The 19,132-nt window shown below is 41.4% G+C and carries 14 protein-coding genes; 12 read left to right on the forward strand and 2 right to left on the reverse strand.

Going from position 1 to position 19,132, the window contains the following annotated elements:
• Positions 1–3: 3 nt before the first annotated feature.
• The 5 genes from HMPREF9706_RS08345 (at position 4) to HMPREF9706_RS08365 (ending at position 5,083) form a co-directional block, all read left to right on the forward strand.
• A complete protein-coding gene (locus tag HMPREF9706_RS08345; protein ID WP_006908936.1) occupies positions 4–1,188 on the forward strand; it encodes a galactokinase in 1,185 nt (394 codons plus the stop codon).
• 3 nt (positions 1,189–1,191) lie between these two features.
• Complete coding sequence (gene galT / locus HMPREF9706_RS08350) at positions 1,192–2,685, forward strand: UDP-glucose--hexose-1-phosphate uridylyltransferase (RefSeq protein WP_006908937.1); 1,494 nt, start codon at positions 1,192–1,194, stop codon at positions 2,683–2,685.
• Between the two features lie 144 nt (positions 2,686–2,829).
• Positions 2,830–3,162, forward strand: a complete 333-nt coding sequence (locus tag HMPREF9706_RS08355; protein WP_006908938.1) for a glycine cleavage system protein H — start codon at positions 2,830–2,832, stop codon at positions 3,160–3,162.
• Between the two features lie 39 nt (positions 3,163–3,201).
• Positions 3,202–4,005 carry a protein-ADP-ribose hydrolase gene (locus HMPREF9706_RS08360; protein ID WP_006908939.1) on the forward strand — a complete coding sequence of 268 codons (804 nt, stop codon included), beginning with the start codon at positions 3,202–3,204 and terminating at the stop codon, positions 4,003–4,005.
• 25 nt (positions 4,006–4,030) lie between these two features.
• On the forward strand, positions 4,031–5,083 hold the full coding sequence (locus HMPREF9706_RS08365; RefSeq protein ID WP_006908940.1) for a lipoate--protein ligase: 1,053 nt from the start codon (positions 4,031–4,033) through the stop codon (positions 5,081–5,083).
• Between the two features lie 42 nt (positions 5,084–5,125).
• On the opposite strand, the gene mnmH is transcribed toward HMPREF9706_RS08365, so the two are convergent.
• Positions 5,126–6,160, reverse strand: a complete 1,035-nt coding sequence (gene mnmH, locus HMPREF9706_RS08370) for a tRNA 2-selenouridine(34) synthase MnmH (protein ID WP_006908941.1) — start codon at positions 6,158–6,160, stop codon at positions 5,126–5,128.
• A 512-nt stretch (positions 6,161–6,672) separates the two neighbouring features.
• A complete protein-coding gene (locus HMPREF9706_RS08375; protein ID WP_006908942.1) occupies positions 6,673–7,506 on the reverse strand; it encodes an undecaprenyl-diphosphate phosphatase in 834 nt (277 codons plus the stop codon).
• Between the two features lie 260 nt (positions 7,507–7,766).
• Between HMPREF9706_RS08375 and HMPREF9706_RS08380 the strand changes: the two genes are divergently transcribed.
• The 7 genes from HMPREF9706_RS08380 to HMPREF9706_RS08410 all read left to right on the forward strand — a co-directional run.
• The gene (locus HMPREF9706_RS08380; protein WP_231285874.1) at positions 7,767–8,984 is read left to right on the forward strand and encodes an ABC transporter permease; all 1,218 of its coding nucleotides are present in this window, start codon (positions 7,767–7,769) and stop codon (positions 8,982–8,984) included.
• A 10-nt stretch (positions 8,985–8,994) separates the two neighbouring features.
• On the forward strand, positions 8,995–9,639 hold the full coding sequence (locus HMPREF9706_RS08385; RefSeq protein WP_006908944.1) for an ABC transporter ATP-binding protein: 645 nt from the start codon (positions 8,995–8,997) through the stop codon (positions 9,637–9,639).
• A 17-nt stretch (positions 9,640–9,656) separates the two neighbouring features.
• On the forward strand, positions 9,657–11,033 hold the full coding sequence (locus HMPREF9706_RS08390) for an ABC transporter permease (RefSeq protein ID WP_006908945.1): 1,377 nt from the start codon (positions 9,657–9,659) through the stop codon (positions 11,031–11,033).
• Positions 11,034–11,050: 17 nt separating this feature from the next.
• Complete coding sequence (locus tag HMPREF9706_RS08395) at positions 11,051–11,704, forward strand: response regulator transcription factor (protein WP_006908946.1); 654 nt, start codon at positions 11,051–11,053, stop codon at positions 11,702–11,704.
• Positions 11,704–13,035 (forward strand): sensor histidine kinase, encoded by a 1,332-nt coding sequence (locus HMPREF9706_RS08400; protein WP_006908947.1) that lies wholly within the window; start codon positions 11,704–11,706, stop codon positions 13,033–13,035. The genes HMPREF9706_RS08395 and HMPREF9706_RS08400 overlap by 1 nt, the downstream gene beginning before the upstream one ends.
• Before the next feature lie 224 nt (positions 13,036–13,259).
• Positions 13,260–13,472 carry a YSIRK-type signal peptide-containing protein gene (locus HMPREF9706_RS09145; RefSeq protein ID WP_006908948.1) on the forward strand — a complete coding sequence of 71 codons (213 nt, stop codon included), beginning with the start codon at positions 13,260–13,262 and terminating at the stop codon, positions 13,470–13,472.
• 24 nt (positions 13,473–13,496) lie between these two features.
• The coding region (locus tag HMPREF9706_RS08410; RefSeq protein WP_006908949.1) for a G5 domain-containing protein at positions 13,497–19,132 on the forward strand (5,636 nt) is incomplete at its 3' end.

Consider the following 19,132-nt stretch of genomic DNA (forward strand, 5'->3'; position numbering starts at 1 on the left):
GTTATGGATATAAAAGCATTACAAGCAGCATTTTTGAAATATTTTGACACTCAAAGTCAGCGTGCTTTCTTTGCACCCGGTCGGGTCAATTTGATTGGTGAGCATATTGATTATAACGGGGGGCACGTCCTACCTTGCGCAATTTCAAATGGGACTTATGGTTTAGTGTCATTACGCTCTGATCAAAAGATTTCCTGTGTATCCTTGAACTTCGAGTCAGATGGTTGTGTGACTTTTGACTTAGCAGACCTATCCTATCAAGCTTCTGATAGCTGGGTTAGCTATATTAAGGGGATGATTCAATACTGCCAGGAAAAGACAGGCAAGACTGTATCGGGCTTTAATTTATTGATTTATGGCAATATCCCGAATGGTGCTGGTTTGTCTTCTTCTGCTTCCTTAGAGTTATTAATCGGTATGATTGTGAACCAGTTATTTGATTTAGGACTTAGTCACTTGGACTTGGCTTTATTAGGTCAGAAAGTGGAGAATGATTATCTAGGATTGAATACGGGGATTATGGATCAGTTTGCGATCGGGATGAGCCGAGCAGATTCAGCGGCTTACTTGAAAGTATCCGACATGACTTATGAATTTCTACCGCTCCAACTTGGGGAAGTGGTCTTGTTGATCATGAATACTAACAAGCAGCGTAAATTGACAGATTCAAAATACAATCAAAGACGGGCTGAATGTGACCAAGCCTTAGCTGATCTACAAAAGGAATGTGATATCACTTATTTATGTCAATTAAGACCGGATCAATTTGAAGCATTGAGTCATTTGATTGAAGATCCTGTCATACGACAAAGAGCCAAGCATGTGGTCTATGAAGATGAACGGACCCAACAGGCTAAGGATGCCTTATTAGCCAGTGATTGGGAAGCCTTTGGCCAGTTGATGAATCAATCGCACCAATCTTTGCGAGAAGATTATGATGTGACTGGTTTGGAATTAGATACCTTAGTTGAGGCAGCGTGGGAACAAGAAGGAGTCTTAGGTGCTCGAATGACTGGGGCAGGGATGGGTGGATGCGCCATTGCCTTGGTTAAGAAAGACCGCTTAGATTCAGTCAAGGATCAAATTCAAGCTATTTATCAAGCTAAAGTAGGCTATCCAGCCAGCTTTTATCTGGCACAGAGTGCACCGGGGATCTGTGAGCTAACGGCTATCAACGAGGAGGATTAGATCTTGCAAAAAATTCATGTTACGATTGCTTCTTTTGTGAACCAAGCGATTCAGTTAGGTTTTGCTCAAGAATTAGACCGAGTCTACTTGCAGAATCGCTTAATTGCTATGTTGGACCTCAAGGGCTTTCAAGACTTGGGTCAAAATGATCTATCCCTTTTAGAGAATATGGATCAGATGGTTAATTATGCTAAGCAACGGGGGATTATTCAAACTTCAACATCTGCTCGCGAGATTTTTGAAGCCCAGATTATGGACCTGATCACGCCGCTCCCTTCACAGTTGAACCAAACTTTCTGGGAAAAGTATCAAGAATCAGCTCAGGCAGCAACCGAGTATTTCTATCAATTGTCACGCACTAATGATTATATTAAGACAAGGCAGATTGCTAAAAATATTATTTTTCAATATGAATCCGATTATGGTTGTTTAGATATTACCATTAACCTTTCTAAGCCGGAAAAAACCACTCAAGAAATCGCTTTAGCTCGTCAGATGGAGTCTAGTTCTTATCCTATGTGCGCTCTTTGCTTTGAAAATGAAGGGTTCAAGGGAGATTTGAATCATGCAGCTCGGACTAATCACCGACTGATTCGTTTGGAGGTCAACGGAGAAGGCTATGGTTTACAGTATTCACCCTATGCTTATTTTGACCAACATTGTATCTTCGTCCATCAAGTGCATCAGCCGATGGCGATCAACCGGCGGACTTTTGCCAATTTATTAGCGATCGTTGACCGTTTCCCCCATTATTTTGTGGGGTCTAACGCCGATTTACCGATTACAGGTGGTTCGATTCTCTCTCATGATCATTATCAAGGGGGACGGCATCATTTCGCCATGGCTAGGGCCAAGGTCTCCGAGACATATCAATTAGCTGACTTCCCAGACTTGACGGTGGAACATCTCTACTGGCCTATGTCGGTGATTCGCTTACGTCATACGGATCCGAAGCTGGTACTAGATGCGGCCGAAATGATCTTTAATCACTGGTTAGAATACAGCGATGAGTCCTTAGAGATCCTTGCTTATACGAATGGTGAGCGGCATAATACCATTACGCCGATTGCTAGACGACGCGATAAGGCCTTTGAATTGGATTTAGTGCTACGTAATAATCGCACGAATGATCACTATCCAGATGGCATATTCCATCCTCACCAAGACGTTCAACATATTAAAAAAGAAAATATTGGCTTGATCGAGGTGATGGGGTTAGCCATTCTCCCACCAAGGTTACTTGAGGAGCTTCAAGCCGTTAAGGCTTATCTAAAGGCAGAAATCCCACTGGAACAGGTTCCAGGTATCCATCAAGCCTGGGCACAATCTCTGAAAGAAAGTGTGCTTCATGAGGACCAAAGCCAGCTTGATGATTTAATTCAAGATGCCATCGGCCAAAAATTCCAACGCGTTTTGGAAGATGCTGGCGTCTTTAAGACGGATCAAGCCGGACAAGCTGGATTCCAACGCTTCATGGACAGCCTGAATGCTCGATAATCGTGTTTTTTGAATGGTCAATTTATCGTTAATTAATAAGTAACCCCTCGGATAAAATGTAGGCAAAGAACTCGATTTATCCGGGGGTATTTGTTATGATGATAGAGTCCAACAGACAATACATCATAGAAAGAAGGAATGGCAATGGCAAAACGTGCTAGTCAATTATTTATCGAAAAAGAAGGACAAGATTATGTCATTCGAATGACCCCAGAACTCCAAGAAGATATTGGAACGGTAGGGTTTGTTGAATTTTCTGAAGAAGACCAAGTCGAAAAAGATGGGCTTTTGGCTAATTTGGAAGCGTCAAAAACGGTTCTTGAATTACCAAGTCCACTGGCTGGTAAGATTACTGAGCGCCATGAGGCAGTGGTTAGCCAGCCTGAACTATTAAACTCTGTTAAACCAGAAGAAAATTGGATTGTTAAATTAACCCAAGTCGATGAGGCAGCCTACGAAGCCTTAGAAGACGCATAATCATTCGCTTAATAATATAAGGGAGAAAGGGATGGTTGCTTGGACCCACTCATCACTGACTTGAAGGAATTAGTGGCTGCCTTAGATCAAGAGATGCCGGATCAAGCTGCTTTTTTTGCCGACTATCCTAGGCATAGCTTGGAAGACTGGTTCAATCTCTTTCGTGGTTATTGCAATGTCCGACCACCATGGCCTGCGTCAGAGTCTTTTTTACTGAAACAAGATTATGTCTTAAAAAAATTGCAGGAACGAAGAGGACAAGTGACTCTATCTGACGCTCAACAGGTCGATGCTCAACTCTATCTTTGGCAAGGAGATATGACGCGATTAGCAGTGGATGCGATTGTTAATGCCGCTAACCAGCGTCTATTGGGTTGTACCCAGGCCAACCATCTTTGCCTAGATAATAGTATTCATACTTGGTCAGGAATCCAGTTAAGGCTGGCCTGTCATCGCTTGATTCAAGACCAGGGTCATCTTGAACCGGTTGGTTCTGCCAAGATCACCCCGGCCTTTAACTTGCCCAGTCAATTTGTGATACATACGGTCGGCCCTTATGTCTATGGTAAAACAGTCAGTGAAAAGCAAAAGCAAGCCTTGATCAGTTGTTATCGGGCTTGTTTGGAATTAGCAGATTCCTTTCACTTAAACTCCCTGGCTTTTTCGTGTATTTCAACGGGTGTCTTTCATTTTCCACCAAAAATGGCGGCAAATCTGGCGATTGCGACAGTCAGGGACTATCTCACAATACACCAGTCACCCCTTAAGGTTGTCTTTAATATCTATTCATCAGAAGATCTAGCGATCTATCATTCGCTACTAGTTAAGGACAGTCATTATTGATTTAAGAGGAAAGTAGGAAGAATAAATGATTATAATTGAACCAAAACGTGACGGCGAATGGGTCTATGACCAAGGAACATTAATGGCACTTCAAGCCTATGTGCGTGATCATATTTTTTTAGACGATGATATTGTTATGCCTTATATGTGTCGTCCATCGATTCAAATTGGCCTCTATCAGAATGCTTTTGAAGAAGTTAACCAGCCTTATATGGATGAACATGGCATTGGGCTAGTTCGTCGGGAGACCGGCGGTGGGGCCATCTACCTGGATGATCGGAATATGAGTTATTGCTTCTTATTCAATACGGATAACGGCAATGACATCTACGGTAATTACGATAAACTCTATGCGCCGATTATCAAGGCTCTTAAAAAATTAGGGGTGGAAGGTCTGCAACAAAAAGGGCGGAACGACTTAACCTTGAACGGACAAAAAATATCCGGTGCAGCGATGACGGTGGTTCACGGTCGCGTCTATGCAGGCTTCTCCATGTTGTTAGATCCTAACTATGAAGTGATGGATATTGTCTTAAAACCTAATCAGAAAAAAATGGCTTCCCATGCGGTTCAATCTGTTCGTGCTCGTGTTGGCGCCTTGCGTCAAGCTTTAGCAGATGAATATAAGGATATTACGGTTGAAGAATATACCGAATTAACCTTAAAAGAATTATGTCAAGTGGATGACTTGAAAGATGCTAAGCGTTATGTCTTGAGTGAAGAAGAATGGGCAGCCATCGATCAGATTGCTAATGAAAGATATAATAATTGGGATTGGAATTATGGCCGATTTAGAGAGTTTCAGTTTAAGGTGTCTGATCGTTTCGAAGGCGTTGGAACCTTGCATATCGGCTTGAGCATTAAAAAAGCCATCATTGAAGATATTCAAATTAGTGGTGACTTCTTTGCTGTAAAACCCATTCAAGAATTGGAAGCCAAGCTCCAAGGCGTGCCTCTTCGCAAAGATGCCATGTTGGAAGCCTTAGAAGGAATTCAAGTGTCAGACTATATTACACGAATGACGAATGAAGGATTGATTGATTTTATTCTACAAATCCCTCAAGCAGAAGAAGCATAAATTTTGCATAGATAATCAAAAAAGCTGTGATCAAGTTTATGATCACAGCTTTTTTGATGAGGGATACCATGTTAAGAGTTGTTGAGCGGCTTGTTCTGGATGGTGATGGATGAGGTGGTGTTCGAAGTGACGGTTGATGAGCGTGTAGTGTTGGTCGTAATAATTAAGCATCAGGTCTTGAATGACGCTGGTATAGTCTCCTTGTTCCAGGGCTTGTAGATGCTTAGCTTTGCGCTGAGGATTCATCTTATTCATGCCTTGCAGGGCGTCCATGATTTCTTGCAGGTTATTGTCCTCACCATTTGGAAGATAGTCTGCCATTAAGATCTGAATTCGCTTTTCTAGGTTGGCCTCAATGAGAACTTGATGAGGAGAATCCTTATAGGCATTGTAAAAGCTTTGAGGAGAGTGAACTTTACCGATGCTTGCCGATTCTCCTTCGATAAAGACATAACCCGGTTGGAGCTGGCTTAAAGCCTGAGCTAGGCGGGACTCATAGCTTTGTTGGCTGGGTTGTTTGCCCAGTCCCACATGACCAAAGTGCGAACCTCGGTGGTTTGCTAGGGATTCTAAATCAATGATCTGTCCGCCTTGGCGTTGAATTTCTTTAAGGATCAGGCTTTTACCACAGCCCGTCAGTCCATCTAAGGCCACAAAGTTAATTTGGGGACTTACTTGGTCAAAGTAGGTCATCAAGTGTTGGCGGTATGCTTTATAGCCACCTTCAAGTTGATAGACCTTTTCGCCAATCCCATCTAATAAGCCAACAATGGCAGAAGAACGGAAGCCCCCACTTTTACAATAGAAAACTGGGGTATGATTGGTTTGTAGCTCTAAGAAACGTTTGAAATATTTAGGCAAGTTTTGAGCCATATATTCCATCCCTCTTAGCTTTGCAGCTTCGGGATTGACATGGCGGTAGAGTCGTCCCACATCTTGCCGACTCGCATTATCCAGGACCGGCAGGTTGATGGCGCCGCTAATATGTCCCTGTTCAAATTCAAAAGGACTTCGTACATCGATCAATAGGGGGTGATCCAATTTTTGAAGGGATAGATAGTTTATTTTATTTACCAATAGAACCAGCTCACTTATTAAATAATCAGATACAATCTATCATAACGCTTTTGCGTTGGAAAGTGCAAGCTTTCAAATAAAGAAGCCAATTTTTATTCGTGAAAGCATTGCTAGTAGTCCATTATAAGATAAAAACAGCGCGATACTTATCGCACTGTTTTGTAATGGGAAAGATATCCGTTCGTGTAAGAACAGAGGTTGTACTTTATTTAAAACCTGCTCTAAAAGTCAGAGCCAAGACTCTAAGCTAAAACCGACTTTTGTCGCACTCTATTTAAAACGTGCTTCGATGAGCATCCCCTTATGTCTAAGTAAAAATCGCTCTGCGTGACTAACATCACTCCGATCGATTTCTTACTTAGCCTACAGGGGATTATCGCTCATCGTCGCACTCTGTTAAAACGTGCTCCAAAAGTCAGAGCCTAGAATCTAAGCAAAAACCCTCAACATTTTCTGCGAAAATGCTCGTGTTTTTGCTTAGCTCTACGGCTCTTACCGACTTTTGTCGCACTCTATTTAAATAAATAATAGAGTATGACGATGGTTCCTAGGATAATTCGGTAGTAGCCGAAGGCTTTGAAGTCGTTGCGGCGGATATATTTTAAGAGGGATTGGATGACGAGGACGGAGACGATGAAGGCGACGAACATTCCGGATAGTAGGTAGATGAGGTCGGCTTGGCTGAAGTCGAGTCCAAAGTCTTTGAGCTTAACCAGAGAAGCACCGAGCATGACTGGCATGGACATGAAGAATGAGAATTCAGTGGCGACAGTGCGGTCCATACCCAATAGAAGTCCTCCTAGGATGGTGGAACCCGACCGGGACGTACCAGGAATCAAGGATAGGGCTTGGAAGAGTCCGATCTTAAAGGATCTGGTATAGGAGACATCTTGTAAATGACGGTCAATCTTATCATGTTGGCCTGTTTGGCGGTTTTCAATCCAGATAAAGGCAAAACCGTAAATAATCAAAGCTGCCGCAACTACATAGGGCGTATTGAAGTATTCTTCCATATAATCCTTAATTAATAGTCCCAGCACGCCCGCCGGAATGGTGGCGATAATCACCTTGGACCATAGGATCCAGGTATCTTTTTTTTCTTGCTGGCTTTTGCGGGGATTTAAGGGGTTGAGTCGATTAAAGTATAAAAGGACCACCGCTAAGATGGATCCAAATTGGACCACCGTACGAAACATCTCCATAAAATTAGGATCTAATTGTAATTGTAGTAAGTCTTCAACTAAAATTAGGTGTCCCGTTGATGAGATCGGCAACCACTCTGTGATCCCTTGAATAATACTTAAAATAATAATTTTTGCGAATTCGATCAGATCGATTATTGGCATAGTATCACCTCTTCTATAAAAGTCAAACCCTATTATAGCGAAAAGCACTAAACCTGTCACTGTTCAATTGATTTTCAGAAAGGGTTAGAAAAGTCCCAACAATTTCATCACTGTTTCACATTAAAAAGTTAGTCTATAATAAGTCAAAAGAAAGTTGTTTTTTGAACTTTATTAACTTATTAGAAACTAGGTGTTCTATGTTAAAAATGGCTTATTATTATATCCGGCGAAAGAAAACCCGGAGTATCAGCTTGCTATGTATGTTGACACTGATTTTACTAGCCTTGACGGCATGTATTGACTTAGTCAAGCAGTCCAATCAGATGGAAGCCTCCTTGTATCAAGCTTCGCAAGCAGCTTATTCCATTCGGTCGAAGGATCCCGCTCAACCCTTTGATTTAAAGCAGGTAAAATCCCTTCAAGAAAGTCAGCCAAATAACCAATGGGTGCGGTTCTATGAAGGAAATGCTCAACTCACTGACCTTCAAGCTGTCACCGGATCACAGAAAATCCAACGGGATGATCTAACTGAAGGGCTTAAGAACAATGTTGCACTTTACGCAACCGATGATTCAGCCAAACATGTGCTCTTTAATAGTCAGGTCTTTCAGTTAGTATCCGGACGGGCATTGACAGACAAAGATCGTGATAAGATTTTGGTTCATGAGGAATTTGCCAAGGCTAATGGGTTGAAGCTCCATGATCTAGTTAAGTTACGGCCAGTTAGTTTAGAGGGTGATCCTGCGGACCAGGAAGCCGTGCCCTTTGAGATTGTCGGCATCTTTCAAGGGAAGCGCCAAGAACAATATACCGGTGTATCTTCGGACTTAAGTGAGAATACCTTCTTTATGGACTATCTGGGTAGTCAAGCATTATTAATGAAGGGACAAAATAACCAGCTGACTCAGTTGAATGGCTATGCGAAAGATCCTCAAGCCTTACAAGCAAGCTTCAAGGCTGCTCAAGCTTGGGCTAAGGATCACGGTCAATTGGATGTTATAAAAGACAGCCAAGCTTATGATCAAATCCTAAGTTCTATCAAAACACTGAAAAGTCTCTTTCACTGGGTGGCTTACGGTGTAATGTTTGCTGGGTGGGTAATACTAACCGCCATCCTTCTTTTGTGGTTACGTGAGCGTCTTTATGAGATTGGGGTTTTATTAGCGATCGGACGGTCTAAGGCTAAGATTCTTGGCCAATTCCTCGCCGAATTAGTCTTCTTATCCTTGCCGGCCTTGGTTCTATCAGCTTTACTACAACCCTTGATGCTCAAACCATTATTAGCCAGCTTGAATTTTGGTCAAGCGGCGGAGTCTATGAATTCACTAGCACTTAAAGCATCTACGGGTCTTCCAGCCATTATCACTCTTCTGCAAGCTTATGGCTTATTGATGATTATTGTTGTTCTTGCTGTGAGTGGCTCTTCCGTAGTGATCTTAAGTAAACGCCCCAGTCATATATTAGCAAAAATTAGTTAGGAGTAATCTTATGAATATCTTATCGTTAAAAAATGTATCCTATAAATATCCTGATTCGCGTGAAAAGGTCTTGACCTTGGTCAACCAAGAATTCCAAGAAGGACAATTCTATGCCATTATTGGTAAGTCAGGCTCCGGGAAGTCAACCCTTTTATCCCTTTTAGCCGCATTAGACCAACCAAGTAGCGGACAGATCCTATTCCAAGGAGAGGATATCAAAGAAAAAGGGGATAGTTACCACCGCAAACATCATATTGCCTTGGTTTTCCAATCCTATAACTTGATTGACTACTTAACACCCCTGGAGAATATTCGCTTGGTGAACCCTCAAGCCCCAGAGGAAATCTTAATTGAGTTGGGTCTTGACCGTGATCAAATTAATCGTAATATTAAAAAATTATCCGGTGGTCAACAACAACGGGTAGCCATTGCGCGTGCTTTAGTATCAGAAGCGCCAATTATCCTGGCCGATGAACCGACGGGGAACCTGGATGAAGGAACGGCGGCGGAGATTGTCAGTCTCTTGAAGACGTTAGCCCGTGATCGTAATAAATGTGTCATTGTGGTGACTCATAGCCGTGAACTGGCTGCTTCTGCCGATCAAGTCCTTGAATTGAAGGATCGAAGTCTTGTGGCGGTTAATAATTACGCTTAGAAGGAGGGGAATGAAAGATGTTTAAAAATGCTTTAGCCTATGTGACTCGAAAAAAACTAAAAAGCTTGTTGATCTTTGTGATCGTCTTGATGGCTTCCAGTTTGACCTTGATCAGTCTGGCCATTAATGCAGCCACAGACCAGGCTGCCGAGGAGACCCTAAAAGATATCAATAATAGTTTCTCGATGCAGATTAACCGTCAGTATAATCCCGGAACCCCTCGTGGTGGTGGGAACGTCGCCGGAAAGGATATCCAACAGATTGCTGACTTAGAAGACATTGTCGATTATGTAAAGCGAATCAATAGTGTTGCCGACCTACCTGATCTTGACTTAGTTGATAATGACCAACTTCAACAAAGTCAGTCCTCTGACCGTCAAGCTGAATTTGGACATGCGGTAATGATTACCGGAGTTAACCAGTCAGCAAGAGAAGATAAATTTGTCTCTGGTGAATTTGTCTTGGTGGAAGGAAAACCTCTTGAAGAAGGCGACAAAAATCAAATCCTTATGCATAAAGACTTGGCGGCTAAAAACAACTTAAAGGTGGGCGACAAGGTAACCATCAAGTCCAATCGCTATGATGCGGATAATGTTAAGCAAGCTGATGAGACTGTTGAGGTAACGATTAAGGGCTTGTTTGATGGACATAATAAGTCTGGTGTTACAGTACCCCAAGAGCTCTATGAGAATAATGTGATTTCCGATATTGATACAGCAGCCAAGGTCTATGGTAATGATGAAGAAACCGCTGCTTATCAAGACGCTACCTTCTTTGTTAAAGGGGGGCAAAAGTTAGATAATCTCTTAGGCAAGTTACAAAAATTGGACATTGACTGGCGCAACTACCAGTTAATCAAGTCAAGCTCTAATTACCCAATGTTACAAGCATCGATTTCAGGCATTTATGGCATCTCGAAAAAGATCCTCTTAGCTGTTTTGATCTTTGCTGCGATTGTTCTAAGCTTATTACTAATCTTGTGGATGAATGCCCGCCGAGCTGAAATTGGTATCTTCCTAGCCTTAGGTATTTCCAAGCTGAAGATCTTTGGTCAATTCGCTATGGAACTCTTATTAGTGTCCCTACCTGCCTTTATTGCTTCTTTAGGGGTAGCCAAAGCCTTAGGTCAAATGATGGGTAGCCAAATCCTCAACCAAGTAACGGGAAGCTTAAAGCAAGAGATCGCTAATCAATCTTCAGCAGCAGGATTGGGCGGGGGTGCGGAAGTCGATGGCTTCAATAAGACCATTACCAGCCTATCTATTCACTTGGATCCGGCCATCATTAGCAAAGGCTTCCTCTTTATTCTAGGAGTTTTAGTCTTTGCCTTAGTTCTAGCCTCCCTTAAACTCTTTAAGAAGTCAGCTAAAGACCTATTAATTGATATCGAATAAAAGAAGGAGAGAATTCGATGACCTTATTGTTAGTGGAAGACGATGAAATGATCCGCGATGGCTTGGCAGAATACCTGCGTAATGAAGGTTATGAGGTAAAAGAAGCCAGCGACGGGGGTGAAGCGATGATTTTCTTTGATCCAGAGGTGATTAAGTTGGTGATCCTAGACATTCAATTACCTGTGCTCAATGGGTTGGAAGTCTTAAAGCGGATCCGGGAGATGTCTAAGGTGCCTGTTTTGATGTTGACAGCCTTTACTGGTGAAGATTATAAGGTGGCGGCTTTTTCTTCCTTAGCTGATGGCTATGTGGAAAAGCCCTTCTCCTTGCCAGTAATTAAGGCTCAGATCGACGCCTTGATGGAGCGGTATTATGGGCAAGACTCGGTCTTTCAATATAAAGAGACGGTGGTAGATTTTCAAAGCTATTCTGCAACGGTCAACGATCGCCCTGTAAAGATGAACCCTAAAGAAATTGAGATTTTACAGTGTTTAGTCATGAATCAAGGGCAGGTCTTATCACGCGGCCAGATCATTGATCAGGTCTGGAAGGATAGCGATGAGATTCCTTTTGATCGAGTGATTGACGTCTATATTAAAGAACTCCGCCGTAAACTTGATCTGGACTGCATTGTCACGATTCGCAACGTCGGTTACAAATTGGAGAAATAATGAAACGATTTAAACTTTTTCCTGGACTCTTCCTATCAACCCTGGCAATTCTAACGGGGTTGGTGGTAGTAGTCCATTTAACCATTTATTTTATCTTTCAGCCAACTTTTTTGATGACCCGTAAGCAGGCATTGGATCAGGCTGCTGAAGGCTTAGCTCAATCCTTAGAGGGGCTGGAAGTCTCGGCCATTCGTCAAAGTCTGGAAGTTTATTCCAATGGCAATGATATTAAGGCCTTTATCCAAACGGCTAGTCAACCAGATTCCTTGCCGGTTGATGATCAAGTTGATCGTGATCTAACCAGCCACCATAATTCCTTGATTATTGAAGAACGGTCGGTTCAATCTAAGGATCAAGGCCCGATTAAAGTCCAGATTGTCTCGACGGCCGATATAAAAAAAGAAGCTAAGGATTTGTCCTTGACCTTTCTGCCTTATTCGATTGCTTTGTCATTTTTAATTGCTCTGCTCATTGCTTATATCTATGCTAAGGTGATTACGCATCATATTCAACAAGTTAAACGTGTGACTGACCGCATGATGAAGCTCGATCCAGATGCCCAACTTCCTATTAATTCTTATCATGAGATCGGTCAATTGAAGGACCAGCTTAATCATTTATACCGTCATTTACTCGCGGTGATCGAACAAGTCGAAGCTAATTCAGCGGCTCGCATTGAATTGGAACGCCTGCGTTTTGACTTCTTTACAGGGGCATCCCATGATTTGAAGACGCCTCTAGCTAGCCTACAGATCATCTTGGAGAATATGAAGTATCAGGTGGGAAAGTATAAGGATCGCGATACATATATTGACCGGTGTCTAGACTTGACTCAGGATCTATCCGCTAGTATTCGTCAGATTCTAGAACTTTCCTCGGTTGAACAGTTGGGTCAAGATGAAGACTGGGTTCAGATTGGACCAGAATTGGCCAAGGTCTATCAAGATTACGCCCTCTGGGCCCAAGAAAAATCAATTAGAATTGTTAGTCACTTAGATCAAGAATGCCTCTATATTAGCCGGTCAGCCTTTCAGATTGTGCTATCAAACTTAATCTCTAATGCTATCAAGTACTCTAAACTCGGTGAGACGATTGAAGTAGGAAGCCGACAAGGCTGGTTCTATATTCAGAATACTAGCCTAGAAGGCAAGGCTACCCCCTTAGAAGAAGATAGGACGGCGGAAATCAAGTCTGGGGATATGGGGACGAAGAGTACTGGTTTGGGACTTTTTATTATTAAGCGATTGCTCGATAAATACCAAGTTCCTTATCGTTACTATCGTCGTCAGGATAGTTGGACCTTCTTAATTCAGTGTCAAATGAATCATTGATTATTTGAGTTTAAAAAGAAGTGATAAGGGTTTAATCACTATGAATGATTAGAACTGATGATCAATCAATGAAATTAGTAAAAAAAAAAGCTAAAAAAGAACCGCTATTATTTGCATTGCAAACACGTTCTTTGTATAATTACTAATGCTAATCAAAGCTTAAATAAAGATTAAGCACAAATTAAATAAGTATATCCATGCTTATATATATAGGAGGTAAGTGAATGGAAAAAAATTATCGTTATGCGATTCGCAAAACGACCCTTGGGGTAGGAAGTGTGGCTATTGCCGCTATTCTAGCGGGCCAAGTACAAACTGTTAAAGCCCAAGAAGTAGATCTTCCTCAAGAGTCCGTTCAAATACAAAATGAAGCAGCAAACAATAGTGTCTCTGAAGACGAAGGTCGAGGGGCTACTGATTCAGAGACATTGGCATGATCCGATCAAGCAACACCCAATGCGGTGGCTCAAGCCCAATCGACCGAACCGAATTATTCCACTGATGAAAAAGAAATCAAAGACTACAATGAATCTGAACGATATAAAGAAACAGATTTACAGCCGGGAGATACAAATCAGGAGTTCAATAAAACTGATGAAAAGCAGATAAAAGATGGTTTTAAATTTGAACTTAAAAACCCATCCGCAACATCACCAAGTAAGACCGAATATGGTTACCAAATTACCATCGACAAGAAAACCGGTCAAAGAACCTATACTAAGGTTTATGTTACAGACAGTGGTCTTATACCTGTTGATCCAGGTGAAAAACCAATGATGAGCGAAGGAGATAAGTTAACACCTGGATCTCCTGATGTAACCTACAAACCAGATGAAAACACTATAATAGATGCTGCTAGAACACAAAGGAACTTGAACTATGGAGCAAGCGAAGAAACCTTAAAGAATATCAACAACAAGGATAATGACTCCACTTCTTTTGGTTTTAAAGATAATTATACATCAGACAATCCGAGAGTTAAGTTTTTTGGAGGTAGCTTTGCTTTAGGCTACAAGGTAAATCCATGGCCAAATGAAAATGATAAGCTTGAAGAATTAAAGCTTAATAAAAATAATTACGATCCAAACAAAAAATACTTTGTCCAAGGTCAAGACATCGACACAGGCATCAAGGTAGATAATGTGGATGAAAATGCAAAAGAAAGATTAGTCGGCCAAGTTTATAACCCGATCACAGGTAAAATTGTTCCTGGAGCAAGTGCCTATATCGGCGATAATGGCAATGTCCACGTTAAGTTACCTGACGGCGCCCTTAAAAAGGACGAATCTGGCAAGACAGTCATTAATGAAAATTCAATCTTTAATACACCTGACTACAAGGCCCTTCAAAACTTAGATGTTAAATTCTTCGCCCGTCCAAGAACAGCTGAAGAATTTAAAAAGATCGCAGAAACACCTGATGAATTTGGTGAAACAGGAACCTATACAGAAACAGGTGCAGGTTCTGCTACTATCAAGCACAAGGGCCAAGATGTAGTTATCGACAAGCAAGGTATCGACCGCTACGACCACTACAACCTAATTGGCAGCTTTAAACTTAACCTCGATGATACACGCTATTACGACCAAAAGTTTGAAGATGGCAACGGTGATGATACATCTAAGGTAACATCATCAGCAGTAAAACCGGGTGAACCATTCAAAGTAGGAATTGTCGAACCAGAAAATCCAAGAGAGACTGACAAGTCTGCTGAAGAAATGAACGCTGCTGAAGACAAGGGAGAAGCTTCTGGTAGGCTTATCATGGATTTTATCAATCGTGAAAATAAAGGTAAGGCAGAAGCAGACCAATGGAAGGTAGATGTTGATCCTAACGACATTGCGAACTTCACCATCACTCCACCTAAGTCAGCCAAGGCGGGTGACTTTATAGCAATTCCGCTCGAGTACACCTATACTAACGGGTCAAAGGACGTCCACTGGTTCCACTTTGTAGTCCAAGAATCAACCTATATCAAGCCGGAATACGATGCTCAAGTTAACTTCCCGGTAAACGAACAAACATCTCCTGCAACAGTAACAGAAGATGGCAAGAGAATAGCGCCGGACCACTATACGCTTCCGGACACCCTGGAAACTGATGAAGCGGGTAACAAGCTAGCTACAGATGATAAGGGGAATAAATGGACTGTAAAAGTTGATGAAAAAACAGGTCAAGTTAGTGCGAAACCAGTAGATCCTACAGCCTTTGACGGTGGAGAAAAGCTTACAGTACCTGTAATTGCTCACTATGTAGACGAACAAAAACCGGGCGAAGACATTACCGAAGAAGTCCATGCCTACTTCGTAATCGAAGAAAAAGCAAACATGACTCCTCGTTATAATGCTCAGGCAGGTAAGTCAGGGGATCAGCTTTCATCAGATGTTATCCTAAATACAGAAGATAAATACAACAGAAGACCAGGTAAGTACACCCTAGATTCTCCAACATACACAGATGATAAGGGTAATACTTGGAATGTAAGTATCGATGAAAATACTGGTAAGGTAACTGCAACAGTACCAAATGCAGAAGAAGGCAAGTCAATTGATGGAGCCCTACTAAATGTACCAGTAACAGCCCACTACTATGAAGAAGATGCAGAAGGCAACCAGGTTGAAGCTGGAACAAAGAAGACAGAAGTTCAATTTGTAGCCTATGGTACTAACGGAAAAGTTGAAAAAACAGTAGAAGTTCCTTTTGAAACAAAAGTAGAAAAAGATCCAAATCTTAAAAAAGGTGAGATCAAAGTTATCACCGAAGGTAAAAAAGGATCTAAGAAAGTAACTTATACCATCGAAGATTCAAAAATTGTAAAAGAAGAAGAACAAGAACTAGAAGCGCCACAAGTTAGAGAAATTCACGTTGGTGAAGGCGTGAATGATGGGACTCATAAAATTGAAGAAAAAGTTGAAGTTCCATTTGAAACGGAAATTCAATTTGACGACAGCCTTGCTCCAGGTGAAACCAAAGAAATTCAAAAAGGCGAAGCTGGAGAAAAGAAGAGAGATATTACTCTTACAATTGAAGATGGCAATGTGACAAAGACTGAAATGGGTGAGTTTACTGAGACCAAGGCACCTAAGAAGCGCATCATCAAAGTAGGTAGAAACACCGAAGGTAAGGTAGAACACAAGGAAGAACTACCATTCAAATATAAGGTTGAAGAAGTTGATACACTTAAAAAAGGTGAATACAAAATTGTAAAACCAGGCAAGGTCGGAACAAAGACAACAACCTGGACAATAGAAAACTCAAAAGTAGTAGGCGAACCAACTGTCACAGAAGACCCAGCAGAAGACGCTCTTATCCAAGTAGGTAAGGGAACTAATGATGGTACTCACGAAATCGTTGAAAAGAAAAATATCGATTATAAGACAATCATCGAATACGATGAAAACCTTGACGCTGGTCAACAAGAAGTTGTCAAAGAAGGAAATCCAGGAGAACAAGAAAGAACCAATACCCTTGTAATCAAGGATGGTAAAGTAACCGAAACCAAAGAAGGCGAATTCAAGACAACTAAGGAAGCAACTGATCGAGTTGTAAAAGTTGGTACAAAACCAGTTACTAAAGTGGTAGAAAAACCATTCAACACGGAGTATATCTACGATGAAAATCTTGAATCCGGAAAGACTGAAGAAGTAACTCCAGGTAAAAACGGCAAAGTAACGATCACAACGACTTATGACAAGGACCAAAAGAAAGTGGTAACTTCTGAAACAGAAGAAGCTGGTCAAAACAGAGTTGTGAAAATCGGTGGTAAGACTAACGGAACTGAAAAAGTTAAAGAAGAAATTCCATTTGAAGTAGAAGTTAGAAAAGATCCATCCCTTAAGAAAGGTGAATGGAAATATGCCAAAGATGATGAAGGCAATGAACTGAAGGGTGAAAAGGGAGAGCAGGAAAGAACGCTCACCATAGAAAACTCTAAAGTAACAAACACCTCTGAGCCAACGGTCACTAAAAAAGCTAAAAATGCGGTTATCTTGGTCGGCGAAGGAACAAACGACGGTACTCACAAAGTAGTTGAAAAGAAAGCCATAGATTATAAAACAGTCATCGAATATGATGAGAATCTGGAAGCTGGCCAACAAGAAGTTGTCGAAGAAGGAAATCCAGGAGAACAAGAAAGAACGAATACGCTTGTTATCAAGGACGGCAAGGTTGTTGAAACCACGGAAGGCGAATTCAAGACAATCAAGGAAGCAACTGATCGAGTTGTAAAAGTTGGCACAAAACCAGTTACTAAAGTGGTAGAAAAACCATTCAACACGGAGTATGTCTACGATGAAAATCTTGAATCCGGAAAGACTGAAGAAGTAACTCCAGGTAAAAACGGCAAAGTAACGATCACAACGACTTATGACAAGGACCAAAAGAAAGTGGTAACTTCTGAAACAGAAGAAGCTGGTCAAAACAGAGTTGTGAAAATCGGTGGTAAGACTAACGGAACTGAAAAAGTTAAAGAAGAAATTCCATTTGAAGTAGAAGTTAGAAAAGACCCATCCCTTAAGAAAGGTGAATGGAAATATGCCAAAGATGATGAAGGCAATGAACTGAAGGGTGAAAAGGGAGAGCAGGAAAGAACGCTCACCATAGAAAACTCTAAAGTAACCAACACTTCTGAGCCAACGGTCACTAAAAAAGCTAAAAATGCAGTTATCTTGGTTGGCGAAGGTACAAACGACGGTACTCACAAGATCGAAGAAAAGGTTGAAGTTCCATTTGAAACTGAAATCCAATTTGATGATAGCTTAAAACCAGGAGAAACTAAGGAAGTCCAAAAGGGCGAGCTCGGTGAAAAGACTCGAACTAATACTCTTACCATCGAAGATGGCAAGGTAACTAAAACTGAAATGGGAGAGTTCACTGAAACAAAAGCTCCTAAGAAGCGAATTATCAAAGTGGGTAGAAACACCGAAGGTAAGGTAGAGCACAAGGAAGAGTTACCATTTGGCTACAAGGTTGAAGAAGTAGAAGACCTTAAGAAGGGCGAATACCGCATCGTTAAGACAGGTAAGGTTGGTACTCGGACTACTACTTGGACGATTAAGAATTCTCAAATCGATGGGGAACCGACAGTAACAGAAGTAGCGCCAGAAGATGCACTTATCCAAGTCGGTAAAGGTACCAACGATGGTACCCACGAAATCATTGAGAAGAAAGAAATTCCTTTCGAAACTCGGTATGAATATGATGATTCATTAAAACCAGGTGAAGAAAAGATCGTGACCCCAGGATCTCCAGGTGAGCAAGAAAGAACCAATACCCTTGTGATCAAGGATGGAAAAGTTGTAGAAACTAAAGAAGGCGAATTTAAGACTACGAAAGAGCCTCAAGAAAGACTCATCAAGATAGGAAGAAAGTCTACTGAAGGTGAAACGACTAAGACGATCGAACGGGAAATTCCTTATGAAACGAAGGTAATCTATGACGATACTCTTGAAGCTGGTTTCCAAAAGATTGAAAAAGAAGGTAAACCAGGTAAAGAAGAAGTCACAATTACTCAAAAGATAAAGGATTCTAAGCCAGTTGGAGATCCAACAGAAACGACTAAGACGATCACAGAAAAAGAAGATCGGGTAGTAAGAGTCGGTGTTAAACCAGTTGTTAAAGAAACAGAACTCGGCAACAATACGGAATACAGACACAATCCTAATCTAAAAGCTGGCGAAGAAAAAGTTATCGAAGAAGGTTCTAAGGGATCTGTTAAATACACCACAACCTTCAACAAGGAAACAGGTAAGCTCGAAGTGACTGAAGAAAGAACGGAACCGAAGAATAAGGTTGTAGAATATGGTTCTAAGACAGATGGCGAGTTCACTTACGAAAGTGAAAAAGCATATGATATTATCATTCGAGAAAATCCAAACCTTGAGGCTGGTAAGACAAAAGTCATCCAAGAAGGTAAGCCAGGTAAGACAGAAACTACTGTTAAGATTGAAAACAGCAAGGAAGTGTCTAGGGATACTAAGACAATCACAGAAAAACAAGATAAGATTATCGAAATCGGAACTAAAAATGTCTGTGAAATCCCACCAGTAGATCCAGAAGATCCAGAAAAACCAGGTAAAGAAGATCCAGAAAAACCAGG

The sequence above is a fragment of the Facklamia hominis CCUG 36813 genome, from assembly GCF_000301035.1.
GTDB classification, from domain to species: Bacteria; Bacillota; Bacilli; order Lactobacillales; family Aerococcaceae; genus Facklamia; species Facklamia hominis.